Source organism: Achromobacter sp. JD-1 (assembly GCF_038594925.1).
Classification (GTDB): domain Bacteria; phylum Pseudomonadota; class Gammaproteobacteria; order Burkholderiales; family Burkholderiaceae_B; genus Achromobacter; species Achromobacter spanius_C.
This window is the reverse complement of the sequence record NZ_JBCGCS010000001.1, coordinates 546,166-563,224: the sequence shown is the minus strand read 5'-3', so window position 1 is coordinate 563,224 and position 17,059 is coordinate 546,166. Positions and strand designations below refer to the sequence as shown.

12 protein-coding genes are annotated in these 17,059 nt (G+C 63.4%); 3 read left to right on the top strand and 9 right to left on the bottom strand.

What is annotated here, in order from left to right:
* Positions 1 to 120: 120 nt before the first annotated feature.
* The gene (locus WBR68_RS02600) at positions 121 to 843 is read right to left on the bottom strand and encodes an META and DUF4377 domain-containing protein (protein ID WP_230693455.1); all 723 of its coding nucleotides are present in this window, start codon (positions 841 to 843) and stop codon (positions 121 to 123) included.
* Between the two features lie 276 nt (positions 844 to 1,119).
* Positions 1,120 to 7,209: a DUF3320 domain-containing protein gene (locus tag WBR68_RS02595; RefSeq protein WP_230693454.1), complete on the bottom strand. Its 6,090-nt coding sequence runs from the start codon at positions 7,207 to 7,209 to the stop codon at positions 1,120 to 1,122.
* 196 nt (positions 7,210 to 7,405) lie between these two features.
* Here WBR68_RS02595 and WBR68_RS02590 point away from each other — a divergent pair, with 196 nt between their 5' ends.
* Entirely contained in the window at positions 7,406 to 8,176 is a 771-nt protein-coding gene (locus WBR68_RS02590) for a substrate-binding domain-containing protein (RefSeq protein WP_230693453.1), read from the top strand.
* Between the two features lie 13 nt (positions 8,177 to 8,189).
* Here WBR68_RS02590 and WBR68_RS02585 read toward each other — a convergent pair whose 3' ends face one another.
* The 4 genes from WBR68_RS02585 to WBR68_RS02570 form a co-directional block, all read right to left on the bottom strand.
* The gene (locus WBR68_RS02585) at positions 8,190 to 9,053 is read right to left on the bottom strand and encodes a lysozyme inhibitor LprI family protein (RefSeq protein WP_230693452.1); all 864 of its coding nucleotides are present in this window, start codon (positions 9,051 to 9,053) and stop codon (positions 8,190 to 8,192) included.
* Positions 9,054 to 9,644: 591 nt separating this feature from the next.
* Complete coding sequence (locus WBR68_RS02580) at positions 9,645 to 10,700, bottom strand: sensor domain-containing diguanylate cyclase (protein WP_127183702.1); 1,056 nt, start codon at positions 10,698 to 10,700, stop codon at positions 9,645 to 9,647.
* 209 nt (positions 10,701 to 10,909) lie between these two features.
* On the bottom strand, positions 10,910 to 11,509 hold the full coding sequence (locus tag WBR68_RS02575) for a nitroreductase family protein (protein WP_230693451.1): 600 nt from the start codon (positions 11,507 to 11,509) through the stop codon (positions 10,910 to 10,912).
* A 156-nt stretch (positions 11,510 to 11,665) separates the two neighbouring features.
* Complete coding sequence (locus WBR68_RS02570) at positions 11,666 to 12,601, bottom strand: LysR substrate-binding domain-containing protein (RefSeq protein WP_230693450.1); 936 nt, start codon at positions 12,599 to 12,601, stop codon at positions 11,666 to 11,668.
* 104 nt (positions 12,602 to 12,705) lie between these two features.
* Between WBR68_RS02570 and WBR68_RS02565 the strand changes: the two genes are divergently transcribed.
* A complete protein-coding gene (locus tag WBR68_RS02565) occupies positions 12,706 to 13,521 on the top strand; it encodes an aminotransferase class IV family protein (protein WP_230693449.1) in 816 nt (271 codons plus the stop codon).
* Between the two features lie 111 nt (positions 13,522 to 13,632).
* Here the strand turns inward: WBR68_RS02565 and WBR68_RS02560 are convergent, their stop codons facing one another.
* The 3 genes from WBR68_RS02560 to WBR68_RS02550 are packed head-to-tail and all read right to left on the bottom strand — an operon-like array spanning position 13,633 to position 16,396.
* Entirely contained in the window at positions 13,633 to 14,598 is a 966-nt protein-coding gene (locus tag WBR68_RS02560; protein WP_050449632.1) for a Bug family tripartite tricarboxylate transporter substrate binding protein, read from the bottom strand.
* A gap of 50 nt (positions 14,599 to 14,648) precedes the next feature.
* The gene (locus WBR68_RS02555) at positions 14,649 to 15,134 is read right to left on the bottom strand and encodes a DUF3237 domain-containing protein (RefSeq protein ID WP_230693448.1); all 486 of its coding nucleotides are present in this window, start codon (positions 15,132 to 15,134) and stop codon (positions 14,649 to 14,651) included.
* The gene (locus tag WBR68_RS02550; protein WP_230693447.1) at positions 15,131 to 16,396 is read right to left on the bottom strand and encodes a flavin-dependent oxidoreductase; all 1,266 of its coding nucleotides are present in this window, start codon (positions 16,394 to 16,396) and stop codon (positions 15,131 to 15,133) included. Before WBR68_RS02550 ends, WBR68_RS02555 begins: the two co-directional genes overlap by 4 nt.
* A gap of 150 nt (positions 16,397 to 16,546) precedes the next feature.
* Here WBR68_RS02550 and WBR68_RS02545 point away from each other — a divergent pair, with 150 nt between their 5' ends.
* Positions 16,547 to 17,041 carry a MarR family winged helix-turn-helix transcriptional regulator gene (locus WBR68_RS02545; protein WP_050449629.1) on the top strand — a complete coding sequence of 165 codons (495 nt, stop codon included), beginning with the start codon at positions 16,547 to 16,549 and terminating at the stop codon, positions 17,039 to 17,041.
* Positions 17,042 to 17,059: the final 18 nt, after the last annotated feature.

Genomic DNA, 17,059 nt, shown 5'->3' with positions numbered 1-17,059 from the left:
TGGTTCAGAACACGCCGGGCCTATCCGCCAACGCTCAAGCCGTCATGAAACCGAAGAGCGACACACGAAAAAAAGCCGGGCCGCTTACACGGCCCGGCATTTTCATTGACGTCCTTGCGCTTACTTTTTCGACGCGTCCTGCTCCACCACCATATCCAGCACATACACCTTGGACGGCGCATCAGCAGGCGGATTCTTCCAGTCGTAACGCTTCACGCGCAGCACGGTGCGCACGCCTTCCTGGTGCTCAAACCCTTCGATGGATTGATACAGCGGCTGCCATTTATCCTGCGTCGGCTGCTGCACACCGGCTTCGTTGTAGCGGCGTTCGCGCACCATCAGGCACTGGTAACTGGGAATCATTGGATGGCTGCACTCGGCCTTCTTGGCAGCCACTTCCAGGAACATGATCTGGCCCGCGCTGCCGTACAGCGTCTCGGGCGTGGGCTCACCCACGAACTTCAACACGGTGCCGTCCTTGCCCACGAGCTCCAGCGCGGGTTCATGCGCATCGCCAGACATCGTGGCGCGCAGATCGCCTTTCAGGCGCTCGTTGATCTCGGCATCCAGTTGCATCAAACTCTGCTCGCAAGCCTTCATCGTGGACGCCAGGTTATCCACTTGCAGCACGCCATTCTGATAGCGATAACCGCCAAACTGCGTATTGCAGCCCCCCCGGATATTCAAGGCATCCTTCGTGAAGGCCAGGCGCAACTGATGCTCAACGCCCGCTTGCAAGGTCGGAATCGACTTGCCGGCTGCATCGGTGGCGGAAACCAGGCGCCAGTAGTACGCGGGCAAGCTCAGTTGGCTGGCGGGCGACGTCGCGGTAGAAGTGGGCATGGAGGACGATCCTTCGCTGGGAGAGGAAACGGGAGCGCAAGCCTGTAGCAGCGCGGCGCATGCGGACGCAAGTAGGATTATTTTTTTCATGGTTCGTTCCTATGAGCCGTATGGCACTGATCAAAAGCGGCATTCTACGTCCGCGGTATGGACGGATCAGGCGCAGCGCGGGGCAGAGGGTTTCAAAATCTTGCCAGGCGAGCCTGCACGCGGTGCGAGCTTACAGTCTGAAACCTTCGCGCCCGGGACAGGCCCGGTCCCGAGAGCGCGCAGTCCCTACCCCACCCGCAACATCCCCATCTCTTCCCGCACCACTCCCCGCTGCGCCAGGCCGGCTATTGCGTGTGCGATGCGTGCTTCCGCATCCGCCAACGTACGCGACATGCCCAGCATTCGGCACACTGACTTGATCACATCCGCTTTCGGCGCGTTGCCGGTCATGGCCAGCACGTGCAGCACGCCGTTCGCCAGCTCCTGGATGCAGACATCATCCACGCGGCGGCGCGTGGCATCGTCGTCGCTTGCGCCGCGAAAGCCGTTCCAGGTTTCGGGTGTGACGTCGGCGGGCCAATAGAAGGTGGCCTCGGCTTCATCCGTCTGGCCGACTTCCATTGGCGTTAATGTCCGCAAGCGTTCAACGATCCGGACGCCTGTGCGTTCCAGGCCCCAGGCTCGGGCGACTTTACGGTGCAGCACGGTCTCGGCGATGGGGCCTTCCGTGTCGATGACCAGGCGTAATTGTTCAGTCAATTGCGCGTTGTTGGCACGGCTGTAGAAGGCGTCTGGGTCACCGGCGGCAGTGCTCAGGTCGGCCAGTTGATAGGTCGCGATGCCGCCCGTGGATGCGCTGACTTCCGCGCTGACTTTCGCGCTGTCCGCCGACGCCCACGCGGCATCGCCCTTTTCGGTCGTGATCACAAACTCCACGACGCCTTCGGGTTCGGTAGCGGCTGCGGCTCCGGGTTCGATTGCGGCTTCGGCTGCAATAGCGGCTTCGGCTTCGGCTTCGCCTTCAGCCTCTGCGTCCTCCACCTCGGGCTCGTCCTCGACCTTGCGTTCCAGCTCCGCGTTCAAGCGGGCCAGGATCTTCTCCACCTCTCGTTCAGGGTTGATCCACCAGTCGGTGGACCACACCCGATGCAAGCGCCAGCCCAATCCTTCAAGCACCACCTGACGCAAGCGATCGCGATCGCGCGCAGTAGCGCCCGAGTGATACGCGCGGCCGTCGCACTCGATGCCCATCAGATAGCGGCCCGGCGCGCGCGGGTCCACCACGCCCATGTCAATGCGGTAGCCGGAGCAGCCCACTTGCGGGTGCACCACCCAGCCATGATTGCGCAGCACCTTGATGACCTGAGTTTCAAACGGGCTGTCCGGCTCGCGGCCGGTCGGCAGCGACTGCTCGACCAAGGCGCGCGGCCCTTTCAACGCAAACTCCAGGTAGTGCTTCAAGTCGCGCACACCCCGGGCGCGCACGCGCGACAGGTCTATCTGTTCCGGCATCAACGTGCTGTAGATCACCACGCCTTCGCGCGCGCGGGAGATCGCCACGTTCAGACGGCGGTGTCCGCCTTCGCCGTTCAGCGGCCCGAAGTTCATCGTCATCTTTCCGGCGGCGTCCGGGCCGAACGTGATCGAGAAATAGATGACATCGCGTTCGTCGCCCTGCACGTTCTCCAGGTTCTTGATGAACAGCGGTTCACGGGACTGCGCCGAGATCGCCTTGTCGAGTTCCGCGTTGGCGCGGCGGCGGGCATCCAACAGGGTTTCGATCAGGGATTGCTGCGGCTGGTTGAACGTCACCACGCCCAAGGTTTGGCGGCGGCGCGACTTGTCCAGATAGTGCTGCTCGATGCCTTGCACAATGGCTTCGGCTTCGCGGCGGTTGGTGCGGCTGCCACCCCGGTCGTAGATACCCGCGACCTTCTCCAGGCGCACGGCCACGTCATCCGTGACGGGCGACGGGAAGGTGATCAACTGCGAGTCGTAATAGGTGACGTTGCTGAACGTGATCAGGCTTTCGTGCTTGCTGCGGTAATGCCACTGCAAACGCAGACGGTTCATGTCGGCGCCCAGGCATTCATCCAGAATGCTCTCCAGATCTTCGACCTGGCCATCGTCACCCACGCCATCGTCTTCTGGCGCGGACTTGCTGAAGAAGCTTGTGGGCGGCAACTGCTTGGTATCGCCCACCACCACCACTTGCTGGCCGCGCGCAATGGCGCCCACCGAATCCCACACCGGAATCTGCGACGCTTCGTCGAACACCACGACATCAAACTGCGAATGACCGGCGTCCAGATATTGCGCCACCGACAAGGGCGACATCAGCAGGCAAGGCTTGAGCTTGGGCAGCAGTGAGGGCAAGCGCTGCATCAGTTGGCGCACGGGTACGTGGCGCGTCTTCTTTTGCAGTTCGCGGCGCAGCAGGCCCAGTTCGCTGTCCGGGCTGACCAGCACGCCATTGCCATCGGGCACTTTGCCAGCCAACACGGCGGAGATGTAGGCGGATGTGAGCTTCTGGAAGCGGTCGTCGGCATTGCGGAATTCGCGGATCTTGCGCTCGTGGTCCGCACTGGAAAACGCGCGCAATACGGGCGTATGGTCGATGACCTTCTTCACCCACCAGTTGCGGTAGCTGAACTCAAAATGCGCCTCGATCTGCTCCAACGGAACACGGCCCTGCTCAAGAGAAGCGACCAAGCCTTGCAGTTGCAACGCAATGGCTTGCTCGCGCGCCTGACGCCATACGCACCACGGCATCAAGAACTGCTTGTTATGGCGCCAGCCCGCCAGCACGCCCTGAATGCGTTCCAGAGCACCGTTGGCGTCCGATGCGCCCGCCAGTGCCTCGGTGGGTTTGGCCAAGGCATCGACTTCCGCCAACCGATCTTGCAGGACGCGCCACGCATCGCGATACGCCAGCAAGGCCTTGCCCAGCGGTGAACCCGGTTGCAGGAAGGCGCGGTTTTCACCCACCAGCGCTTGCAGGCGCGTGCGCAAGTCCGCAGCGGAAATGGGATCGCCCGCCACCTGCGTGACCGCATCGGCAAAGCGCGCCGCCCATTGCTCATGGCGCTGGACCTGTTCCCAATCTGTTGTCAGACCGGTGTAGCTCTCTTGCAGCAAACGCTGCGCGTCTGCCTTCAGCACCGCCAGTTCGCGGTCTTCGATATTCACCAGGGCCAAGGGCGTCAGCATCGCGGTAATCGCGGCCTCGTCCGGGCGTTGGCTATCCGTGCGATACCTCGCCAGCCGCTTGCGGATGCCGCCCTTGGCGAAGATAGACTTCGGCCACCATGCCGAACATGCGGACAGCCACTCGGCTTTCAGCGTATTGGCATCAAGCTCGGCCAACTGCGCGTTCCATTGCGCGCCCACCTGCGCCCAATGCGCGTTGCGCGCCAAACCGTGGCGGGCCAGCGCCTGCACCTGAAAGCGGGCGGTGGGGTCGTGTGCTTGCGTGGCCAGGCCCGCAGGCACCTGGGGCGCGGCAAGCAGCACGTCGATCAACTGATCCAGATGTGCATAGGAATCCAGGCTCAAGCCTTGCGCCGGTAACCCAAGCCCCTCGCCCGCAGCCTCTGCCTGCGCCTGGAAGCCTGCCACCGCTTGCTCCAGCGCCTGCGCCGCGGCCAACAACGCGTCTTGCCAACTGGGGCTCCATTCGGCCATGCCAATGTGCGCCAGCGGATGGCCATGCAACACGCCAAGTTCCTTGGACAAGGTCGACATGCGGCGCGAGGTCTCGCGCAGTTGCGCCAGGTCTTTGACTTGATGCGCCTGCGCGTCGGCCCAGAACATCGGCGACGGCTCCTTGCCCGCGTTCTGGATGCAGGTGCCGATGGCGTCATACACCGTCAGGCCGTTGGCATGCGTGTGATGCAGCGCGTCGACCAAACCGTTCAAGTCCTGGCGCAGCACGGTCAGGCGCTCGGCTTCACGCGCCCAATCATCGCCGGTGCGCTGGCCGCTGTGGTCCAGCGCCTTTCCAAGCTGTTGCAGCACCTCGGATTTTCGAGCCTTGGACGAGTGCAGTTCCAGGCAGAACGGGCCCAGTCCGATATTGGCCAAACGGCGATGCACCACTTCCAGCGCGGCCATTTTTTCCGAGACGAACAACACCGTCTTGCCGCGCGCCAGCAGATGCGCGATCAGGTTCGTGATGGTCTGGCTCTTGCCCGTGCCCGGCGGCCCTTCCAGCACCAGATCGCGACCCGCGTCCACCGCGCAGATCGCCTTCAACTGCGACGAATCGGATAGCAGCGGCGTCAACAGGTCTTCGGGCTTGTAGCTGTCGTCCAGGCGATCAAAGCGTTGATCAAACGGTTCTTTTGCAAACGCCTGCCCGGGGTGATCGATCAGATGCCTGACGACGCGGTTGGCTTTCAACTGCTCGGTGCGGTCTTGCAGGTCTTTCCACATCAGGTACTTGGTGAACGAGAAGATCCCCAGATGCACCTGTTCCAGCACCTCCCAACCCGCGATTTCCCGCACGGCCAGCCGGAACGCCTGCAACACGCGCGCTACGTCCACGCCCTTGTCGTCGGCGGGCAGAACGTCCAGGCCCGGAATGCGCAGCTCGTAGTTGTTGCGCAGCATCTGCAACAACGTGGGGTTGATGATGGTCTCGTCGTCGTGGCGCACCAACCGGAAGCCGCTGCGCACCGACTGCCGTTGCAACGACACCGGCACCAGAATCAGCGGCGCCAGATGCGCGCTTTCCGCGCCAGGGCTTTCGGTCCAGCGCAGCATGCCCATCGCCAGGTACAGCGTGTTGGCGCCGCCCTCTTCCTGCCCGGTGCGCGCCGCGCCGAAGATGGTCAGCAGGTTGGCGTCCAGCGCTTCCTGCGTGACGCGCGCAATCAATTCCTTGTTGCCCAATGCGTCCAGCGCCATGTCGTCCAGCGGTGCGCGGCCGCCCCGGCCCACATGCACCTCGGCCATGCGCGGGTCGCTGCCGTCCATCAAGGCGGCGGGCAACGGGCGTATGCGGAATTCGCTGCCATCGACAATGGCGTCTTCCAGGCGGGCCAGGTCCGGCACGACGAGCGGCAAGGTGGACTTGGTCAGCTTGAAGTTAAGCAGACGGTTGCGCAACGTCAGGTCCAACAGGCGCGATTTCCACTTGGCCAGCCGGCCTTCCGGCGTGTCGTCGGCGGGCTCCAGGTTGATCACGAACTCGGGGTCCAGAGGCGGCAGGTCGGGGGTGGGTTCAATGGCGGCGGGTAGCTCGGCGTCATCCGCATCTGTCGGCGCAACCGACACCCCACGCGACGGCAAGGGTTTGATCTGCAATTCACGCGCGCGATGCACGTCGATGGCGTAGCGAAAGGTATTCTCTTCGCGCAAATGCGCCGCGCCCTGCTCCAGCGCGCGCCGCAACGACGGCCGGAAGTTGAGATGCTGCGCGATGCCGGTCGTTTCAAAAACCAGGAATTCGCCGCTGTCCACGCGCTTTCTTACCGCCTGCACGTCGTCCGTCAACGGGTCGGCAAAGCAGGCCTGATGCAACCACACGCCCACCCAGGCGTGCCCGTCCTTCATCAGGATGACCGGGCGCAAGCCGGCTTGCTCCAGGCAGGACGAGAACAGCATCGCCAGGTCCAGACACGTTGCGACCCGTGCGTCCATGATGCGATCCGGCGTGCGGATCTTCTGGCCGTCCACGCCGAAAGACGCGGGCGGCTCGGCGTAATGCAACGACTCGGCGGCCAGCGTGCTGTAGATGGCGGACACCTGCTTCCACACCACGTCGCGGCTTTTGGACTGGTAGCCGTTCATCTGCAGATCGGCGTGCTGCGCGCGCAGCAGCTTGGACGCCTTGCCAATCAGCCCATCCACGGCCGGATTATTCGGCATGGAAAACGCCGCCAGCAATTCCGGCAAGGCGCGCGTGCCGGCCCATTGGTCGTACGCCAGCACGGAAATCGCTTGTGAAGCCCGACCGATTTCCTGCGTGCCTGACTGCACCACCACGTCGATGCTGGCGCGCACGGCTTCTTGCAAGTCGGCCACGTAGCTGTGGTCAGGCGTCAGGTCCAGCGGGGAAATCCGGCGGATTTCTCCGGGCACCAGCAGGTCAAAGCGCAGCGTCACCGGTTGGGCAAAAGCGGGGTTGCAGCGGAGGCGGACTTCAATATTCTCGAAGGTGTGCGCCGAGCGATTCGTCACGCGCAACGTCCGAACGATCGGAACCGCGTTCTGAATCGAGGCGTAGCCCAGCGTGGAGTCGGCGTCGATGTCGATGATGATGGCGTCTGACGTGTTCAACCGCGTGGTGTGCACCACGTCGGTCTGCATCGTGCCGGCCTGCGCCGCGCCTTCCTGGATCACCTGTGGTTCCAGGTCTTGTCGCTTATCCATCGATATCTCTCGGTTCGGTTCCGCGCTGGCCGACGCCGGCAGCGAAAATCTGCAATGCGGGATTTTAAAACGCGAAGACGCCTCCCCCCTCTCAAAACAGAAAGATTTGCAGGTGAAAGGGAATATTCACGCGATGCGCGTCGTCTGTTCGAATGGCACGCCGCAATTCGGCGGAACTTGAATGAGGTGTCATGCAATGAAGTCGTTAACAGCCTATGCCCGCGGCCTCGCCGCGTTGGCCTTCCTGTCGGTCTCGACTGCGTGGGCCGCACAGGACCTGAATGTCTACGGCCCTGGTGGCCCAGCCCCCGCCATGAAGGAAGCCGCCGAAGCGTTCGGCAGGTCGCATGGCGTCAAGGTCCACATTACCGCCGGACCCACGCCCGCTTGGGCAGGCAAAGCCAAGCAAGACGCCGACGTGCTGTTCAGCGGTGCCGAGAACATGATGAGCGGCTTTGCCAGCGCCCTGCCCGGCGTGTTCGACCTCCGCGACGCACGCACGCTGTACCTGCGCCCGTCAGCGATATTGGTGCGCCCGGGCAACCCCAAGGGCATCAGCGGCTTCAAGGATTTGCTGAAGCCCGGCATCAAGGTGATGGCCGTGGCGGGTGCGGGGCAAACAGGCTTGTGGGAAGACGTGGCGGGCCGCTTGGGCAACATTGAAACGGTGCGCGCGTTCCGCGCCAACCTGGTCTTGCCCGAAGCCGCCAACAGCGCCATGGCGCGCACGCAATGGACGGAAGACAAGAGCATCGACGCCTGGCTGATCTGGAATATCTGGCAGGTGTCGAACCCGGCATTGGCCAGCATGGTGGAGGTCGAACAACCGTACCGCATCTATCGCGACGCGGGCGCCGTGGTGACGCAACGTGGCAAGCAGCATCCGCAGGCGCAGGCGTTTGTGGATTACCTGGCCTCGGATGACGGCAAAGCGATCTTCAAGAAGTGGGGCTGGAAGGTGGACTGAACCCGGTACTGGCTTATTGCCCTGGCGGATACGCCGGGTCCGTCAGGCAGGCCTGCACCCACTCGGCATCGTCCGACGCATCGATTTCGCCATCCACCTTCGGCAAGGGCGTGTCGGCATACACATATTTCGGCGCTTCCGGCTCCCGGTTCCAATTCGCCTTCGTATCGCCGACGGTGGCGCAGGCTTCGTCGGCACTATTGAACGAGCAGGACGCGATGACTCGCGGTTTGCCGTTAACCACATTGGCGACGTAGCGCTTGGTGTAGACCGCCCCGGACGCCCAGGATTCGTCCACCGAGCACACGCGGTCGTTGTTCTGGTAGTGGCGAATCGCGAAGCAGGCGTAGTCGACGTAATCACGCGGCAGCACGTCGCAAGACGTCCAATAGCCCGCGAACGCGCCGCCCGTGAATTGGGACTGGAACTGCTGCTGAACCGCCCGGCGAATCATGGTGGGCGTGGCGGACCCTTTGCCGGCTTCCTGGAACTGCGCGCGGCGGTTCTCGATCAGTTCGCGCGCAATCTCGCCCGCGGTCTTGTCATCCGGCACGGCGTCCTGGTCCGTGAGCAGGCGGTCCAGCGCGCGGTCACGCGCTTCAAGCCACCGCTTCTGGCTGGCGACCAGCATCGCGCGGATGCTGTCGTCCGGCGCCTGCTTCAAGATCGCCTGGTAAGCGCGGTTAAGTCCGGCATCAGCCGCCACCGTCGCCTTGTCGGCGCAGATCAGCTTTTCGACGGCGGTGCCAGCCTTGGCGCAATTGATCGCCATCGCCGGCGCGGACAGCGCGAAAACGCCGGCCAGGAACAGGCCCTTTACTGCGAAACCTGCGGAATACGTGGAACGTGCGGAACATGCGGAACGTGCCAATGTCATTGCATTCTTCTCTCTTGCAAGGGCTGCCGGTTTGGCTTTGCGGCTAGTGCCGAAAGCGCAGCGCGCCATTCTGCATGAAATCCACTTACAGAATAGAAACAGAGTTCAACGCTCTGAAACGGGCACCCGGGCTATCCTGCGCCGACTTCCTTCACCGAGACCCGCTCCCGACCCATGCGCATCCGACTCGCCTCGCTATTGTTGTCCCCCCTGTTGGCCTGCGCGCTGCACGAGCCTTCAGCATGGGCGGACACCACCGTGCCCTCGCTGGACAAGGCCCGCGGCGCCAGCAAGGCGGCAAGTGGCGCAAGACGTTGAAGTGGTCGGCGGCAGAGCGCGGGTATCGATGATGGGCACGGCGTAGGATGGGTGAAGCGCGAAAGACTCAAGGCAAAAACCCAAGCGCCTCAACGCGCGCAACCCATCAAACAGACGTTGCGTTGTGACGGAAGATTAAAAGAACCGCGATGCTGCCTGATGGGTTGCGCGCGTTGAGGCGGTGGCGTTCTTATCACTGGCATCTCGCGCTTCACCCATCCTACGAATTGGGGGAACGGCGTTCCGTGCGCCGGCATGCGCTTGAAGAAGCCCTCAATGTATCGTCCGCGCCCCTTTGCGCGCCCGCTTGATGTCGTACATGCGTGCATCGGCCAGACGGACCGCGGCTTCAGCGTCCAGGCCGCGCGGGTCGACCGCCACCACGCCGACGCTGGCGCCTTCATAAAGCACGGCCGCATCGCCCAGTTGATAGCGGCCGATGGTGGCCGCCGTAGCGCGTTCTTCCAGCGCGCGGGCGGCGTCTTCGGCTTCGCCGCGTTGCGCCTCGCCGCCCGGGCCGATATTGCCGCGTTCGATGACGGGGCCGGGGCCGATCAGCACAAACTCGTCGCCGCCGATGCGGCCCAGCATGTCGGACGTGCGCAGGGTGCTGGCCAATCGCCGGGAAATCTCTTGCAGGAACACATCGCCCTGCTGGTGGCCGTAGGTGTCGTTGATACCCTTGAACCCGTCCAGGTCAATTAGACCGACCAACACGCTGCCGCCTTCGCGCAGCGCGCGTTTTTCCAGCCGTTCCAGTTCTTCGTATAGGGCGCGGCGATTGGGCAGGCCCGTCAACGGATCTGTCAGGGCGTAGGACAGCAGTCGAACATTCGCGGCCTGCAACTGCTCCATCAACATTTCACGTTCCAGAAAATTGGCAATCACGTTGGAGAACAGCTTCAACACGGCCTCGGCCTGCGGCGGGATCTGATGTTGTTTCGCACTGGCCGCGCACAGTGTGCCAAGCAACATGCCTTCGTCCGTGCGCACGGGCGCGCTCACGTAGGTCTGGATGCCCAACTGGCGGGCGGCATCGGAATCCGACCAACAGGCGGCGACATCGCTTGTGCACATGCGCCCTTCTTCCAACGCCCGTTTGCATAGCGTGTCCGACCACGGCACCGACAGTCCTTCGGGAATCTGCATCTGGCCCACGTTGCGGGCGAAACGCACATGCTGCAAATCGGCTTTCAGGTCGATGGCGGTCAGGTAGGTGGATTCCAGCCCGGTGACGCTGCCCAACATATCCAGCAGCGGGCGGGTCAATTGCTCAACCGTCTTGGCTTGAGGCAATGAATTCGACAGTCCGGCAAGTATCGGATCCATAACGTGTCTCCTCGAAACGCGCGGTGCTTGCCGCGCGGTAGGGCGTGCCCGGCCCCTGCGACCCGGGCAGGTCAAGCGACCATTATGCACGTCAGGAACACCCGCTTGCCGATCGCGCGACATGAAAAAACCCGCACGTCCCTGTCGGGCAAGTGCGGGTTGATAGCGCGGGAATCCTCAGGCGGCGTGCACCGCCCGATTCAGGCTGATCAGCCGACCACGCGGAAACGCTCGGCGTCGTCCATGAAGGGCTTGTCGCCAAAGTCGTTTTCGTTCGAGCCGAAAGGCATTTGCGCGCGCAGCTTCCACGACGCGGGCACGTTCCATTCACGCGCCACCACGCCGTCAATCAGCGGGTTGTAGTGTTGCAGGCTGGCGCCGACGTCGGCGTTGGCCAGGGTCGACCAGACCGACAGTTGGGCCATGCCGCCCGCCTGTTCCGACCACACCGGGAAGTTGTCGGCGTACAGGGCAAACTTCTCTTGCAGGCTGCGCACCACATCCTGGTCTTCGAAGAACAGCACGGTGCCAACGCCGGCAGCAAAGCTCTTGAGCTTGGCTTCGGTCTTGTCGAAACCTTCGGCCGGCGCCACCTTGCGCACTTCCTCAATGGTCAGGTCCCACAGCTTCACGCTTTCCTCGCCAAACAGGATGACGGCGCGCGAACTTTGCGAGTTGAACGACGACGGGCTGTGCTTGATCGCGTCCTGGATCAGGGCAGCCAGCTCTTCCTTGGAGGCCGACACGTTGCGGCCCAGCGAATACTGCGTACGGCGCTTTTTCAGTGCGTCGAGATAAGCGTTGCTCATGTGACTTTGACCTTTCGACTGGTAGATAGGGGGTGATATGGGAAGGAATTCTAACGGCAGGACCGTGACGCTTGCACTAGCGCAAGCATCAAAACCGCCGATTTCGGACGGAACAAACTGTTCTATTGATGGAACCAATGCCGCGAATGGTGTTGTCTACGGCGCAATCTCCGTGTGCTCCGCCTGCACGATTTCCAGCATCCAATCCCGCAACGCACAGACCCGTGGATCTGCATCGCTGCCTGCCGGGTACACCAGGTGATAGGCATACTCGGGCGCTACGCGCACGCCGACGTCAAACAATCTGACCAGGCGGCCCGCGCGCACATCGCGTTCAACCAGTTCCCATTCCACCAGCCCCACCGCCCCGCCATCGATCACCGCTTGCACCACGTGGCTGGATTCGGTGAATGCGACGCTACGGCTGTCGTCAAAATCATCGATGCCGGCAGCAGCCATCCACATCGGCCAGTTCGGCCAGACGATGCCGCCGGGCTTGCAATCCACGTAGCACAGCGTGCGGCTGAACAGGTCGCGGGGCGACGTCAAGGCGGGGCCGGCCTCAAGCAAGGCCGGACTGCATACGGGAACGACCACGGTATGGAACAGCCGATGCGAGATGGCGTCCGGGTACACGCCCGCGCCGAAGCGCACTGCTGCGTCCACGTCGTCGGCCTCGAAGTCGCGCACAGCGTCGCTGATGTCGAACGTCAACTCCAGCCCGGGATGCGCGGCGCGAAACTCGGACAAGCGGGGCAAGAACCAGTGCGTGGCAAAACGCGCGCCCAAGGACAGCCGCAACTGTGTCGTCCGCCCCCGGCTCAAGCGCCGGGCTTTGGCCACCGCGCGTTGCAGGGTGTCCAGCGCGTCGATGGCCGCGTCGAACAGCACCCTGCCCGCGGGCGTCAGTTGGATGCTGCGGCTGGTGCGCGTGAACAGCACAACGTCCAACTGCTCTTCGATCTCTTTGATTTGATAGCTGACGGCGGCGGGCGTCAGCCCGACCTCGTCAGCGGCACGCGTGAAGTTCAAGTGGCGCGCCGCGGCTTCAAACGTTCTCAGTGCCCGGGTACCTGGAAGCATGCGAGACATTATCTTCAAGCCAAATTTGATGATCTGGCGAAATTAACTCGTTTCCTCAGGTACGTGCAATCCCGCATAGTGGCAAAACTTGATGATTACTTTGGAGCCTGTTCATGCCTGCCAACCCGCCGTCCTATGTCGTGCACCGCAACGGCCTGCCCGCTACCGTTTCAGATTTGAGTCCGCTTGCGTTTGCCGGCTATGCCCACTTCACGGCAATGCAAGTGCGGCACGGACAGGTTCGAGGCCTGGACCTGCATTTGGCGCGCCTGCACGCGGCGTCACTCCAGATGTTTGGACAGGCATTACCGGACGCCGTCCTGCTGAATGCGCTGCGGTCCGCCATCCAGGCCGGCCCGGCCGATGTATCGCTGGTGTTGACCGTGTATTCGCCAGCCGGTGAATTCACGGTGGCGGGGGCCGATGTGCGGCCGGAAATCTTGGTGCGGACGGGACCGCCGTCATCGGGACCAACCGGCCCGCTTGCGCTGACAGCAGTGCAGCATGAACGGATGCTGCCGTCTGTAAAGCACGTCGGCGAAGTCGCCAAGACCTATCTGTTGCGCCAGGCCGTGGCGCAGGGCGCCGACGATGCGGCATTCGTGGACCGGCATGGGCGCCTGAGCGAGGCGTCAATCTGGAACCTGGCGTTCTGGGACGGACAGGCCGTGGTGTGGCCGGACGCCGCGATGCTTACCGGCACGACGATGGGCATCGTGCAACGGCAATTGGAAAAAAGGGGCGTGGCGCAGCGGGTGCAGTCCGTGAAGCTGGACACGCTGCCGACGCTACGCGGCGCGGTCGTGATGAATTCGTGGACGCCCGGCATCGCCGTGAACCGGATCGGCGATACGGCCATGCCGGACGCACCGGAATTTTTAGCCCTGCTGCATGCGGCCTATCAGGCCGAAGCGCCGGTCGCGCCCTGACACGCGACGGCAGAGACGCGATCGCGGCATGTGGCGCTTGCTCTTGGGCAAGCCGACGAACCAGCGCCACATCAGCGCAACTTCAGCAAGGTATCCGCGTAACCGTGCCGATCAATCCGCCCGAAAGCCCGTGGCCTTCACCACGTCTGACCAGCGCTTGGATTCGGCGGACAACAAGGTTTGCAACGCCTTCCGGTCGGAACCCACGACGACGAAGCCGGCTTCGCTCAGGGTGCGTACCGCGGCAGGCTGGCGCAGCGCGGCGGCGCTGTCTTTCTGCAAACGGTTCAACACCGCGTCCGGCGTCCCAGCGGGCGCGAACAAGGCAAACCACGCCCCGAAATTGACATCCGGCAAGCCGCCTTCAGCAAAGGTGGGCACCGAAGCCAGGGCGGGCGAACGTTGCGCGCCGGTAATGGCCAGCGCGCGCATCTTGCCGCCCTGCACCTGCGGCACGGCCAGCGCCGTGGTCACGAACGCCGCCTGCACCGCGCCGGACACCAGGCCCGACACCGCATCACCCGTTGAACGGTAATGGATGGCTTCGATCTTCATGCCTGCTTCGCGCGCGAAAAGCTCCGCGCCAAAGTGGCCGGGCGTGCCTGCGCCGAAGGTGGCGAAGTTGATTCTGTCCGATGCCTTCTTGCCACTTTCAACGAAGGCCTTCAAGTCCTTGTACGGAGAATCCGCCGGCACCACCAGCACGAAGTCAGCACGCACCACTTCGGAGATTGGCGCGAAATCACGCGGCGGATCGTAATTCAGATTGCGGTACGTGGCGGGCGAAATGCTGATGGAGCCGACTTCGCCCAGCAAGATCGTTTGGCCATCGGCGGGGCTGCGCGCCACGGTCTGCGCGGCAATCTGCCCGCCCGCGCCCACCTTGTTTTCGACTACCACGCTTTCGCCCAGCAACGGGCCCATGTGTTGCGACAGCGTACGGGCGACGATGTCCGGTCCCGTGCCGGGTGGAAAGCCCACGTTCAGGCGCACGGGGCCATTGGGAAATTGCGCCATCGCGGCGACGGGCAGGCACAGCAGGAAACCGCCCAACAGGCGGCGCAGCGTTGATGTCATGGTTGTCTCCGAGTCGTTTTTATATTCATGCCGCAGCGGATGCCGCGGGTTCAGCAAATGCGGTAGAAGCGCAGCTCAACCCGGTCGGGATAGCGCGCACCCGTGCCGATGAAGAGGCTTTCGTTCATCCACGCCAAGCCCGGCGATGCGGTTTCAAAGCGCGGATAGCTGCGGAAATAAATGCGTGCGGGGTCCACGGGTTCGCCCCGGACCAGGCGGGCGATGTCCTCCGCGTGGCCCGTGCGTATGCCGGTGTTTTCGACATAAATACGTTCGCCGTCCGCCGTTTCGATCACATAGCGGGCGTGAATGTCGGTGTACGTGGCGGACCGGATGATCTGGAAATCGGCGCCGCCCGGCAGCACCTTGCCGCGCAAGCGTGGGCCGTCCGCCGTGCCGCCCGTGATGGGAATGACGCGGCGGCGGCCCTGCGGGGTGTCGCCTACCTCTTGCGGCGCGCCCACCTCGACGATGACCGTCGTCACATGTTCCAAGTGCGGCGCCAGCGCGTCCGCCGATGCGTCCTGTTGGCTCATGGTGTTGTCTCCCGGCTCTTCTTCAAGGCGGCAGGATCAAACCCCGCCAGTTGTTTGTAGCGCAGCGACACCGCCGCCAGCTCTTGTTGCGTGATCACGTCATGAATGTCCGCAAAGCCTTGCGGCGCGCGTTCTTCGGCCATCTGCATGACTTGCTCGGGGCCGTTCAAGCGGTTGCGCAATACGATGCCGGCCGTGCGCGGCAGGCGTTCGGCCTCATATTCCAACAGTGCAATGTCAAGCGTGCGTGCGCTGCCGCCGACCGCCTGCGCCAACCCGTCCGACAAGCACCGCGCGTCCAGGATGGCCTGGGCCGAACCGTTTGAACCGATGGGATACATGGGGTGCGCCGCGTCGCCCAAGAGGGTAACGCGGCCTCGCGTCCAACGCGGCAAGGGGTCGCGGTCCACCAGCGGAAATTCGTAGATGGCCTCTGCGCCATCAATGATGGCGGGAATGTCGATCCAGTCCCAGCGCCAGTCGGCAAAACGATCCGCGAACACGGATTTGTCGACCTGGCGGTTCCAGTCAGTGGCGGGCAGTTCGGCGTCCGGCACCGACAGTTCCGCGATCCAGTTGATCAGCGAACGCCCTTGGCGGCGCATGGGTTCCGAAATGGGATAGCAGACGAACTTCTGGTCCTGGTGCCCCGCCATGAACATGCTGCGGCCGTCCAGGTACGGCGGGGCCTCGGTCACCGCGCGCCACAGCATGCGCCCGGAAAATCGGGGTTCATCACCCACGGGATGCAGTTGCCGGCGCAACGCGGAATGGATGCCGTCCGCCCCCACCAGGATATCGCCGCGCACGCGATGCGCCGTTCCGTCCGCCCGTCGCCGAAACACGGCGGTGGCGCCGCTTGCGTCCTGCTCGGCGGATTCCAGCACCATGCCGGTAACGATTGCGCCCTCGCCCAGGCGTTCGCGCACGGCTTGCGCCAGCATCATCTGGAATTCACCGCGATGCACGGAAAACTGCGGCAGGGGATAGCCCGCCTGCAGCCCGCGCGGCTCGCGCCAGATCGGCTGACCAAGCTTGTTGTAGTAGTGCAGTTGTGACGTTTCGATGGCGCGCTCGGCCAGGCCGGGCATCAGCCCTAGCTGTTCCAGTTCACTGACGGCGTGCGGCAGCAGATTGATGCCGACGCCCAGGGGCCTGAGTTCCTGCGCGCTTTCATACACGCGGCAATCGATGCCGCGCCGATGCAACATCAGCGCAAGCGTCAGACCGCCGATGCCGGCCCCGGCAATGACGATTTGCATGTCTACTCCTGGTTTTATTTGTTATGCAACATAACAAAAATCCGATACTCTTCGCACCCCGGGGATTTCCCGTAACCCGGTGGCGCGACGCCCCCGACTGCATTAGTGTTGAGGCCCCCGGCACCAAGGCCCCGAACCACCACCCGCCCCATGTCCAGAGCCGCATCCCAACGCCCCCGCCGACCCGCCGCCCGCGGCGAGCAATTTGAACCCCATGTGCCCGGCATCCAGTACGGCGCGCTGGACGGTCTGGTCGGCTACGCCATCCGGCGCGCGCAGATCGTCATCTATGAAGACTTTCTTGCCGCGCTTGCCCCTTGGGACATCACGCCGCAACGCTTTTCCGCCCTGACGCTGATCGCGGCCAATGCCAACCTGAAGCTCACCGACCTGGCGCGCATCCTGGGCATTGCCCGGTCAGGCGCCGTGCAAATCGTCAACCACCTGCAAGGCTTGGGGTATGTGGAAAGGCTGGACGTGGAACACGACAAGCGTGCCTATTCTTTGACGATGACAACCGACGGCAGCCGGGTGTTGGCCGACATCACGCAGGCTGTCCAGGCGCATGACGACCGTATCAGCCATCAGTTGGACACGGCGGAAAAGCGGCAATTGATCGGCTTGCTAGGAAAGTTGGGCGGATAGCACGTCGCGCGATGTGAG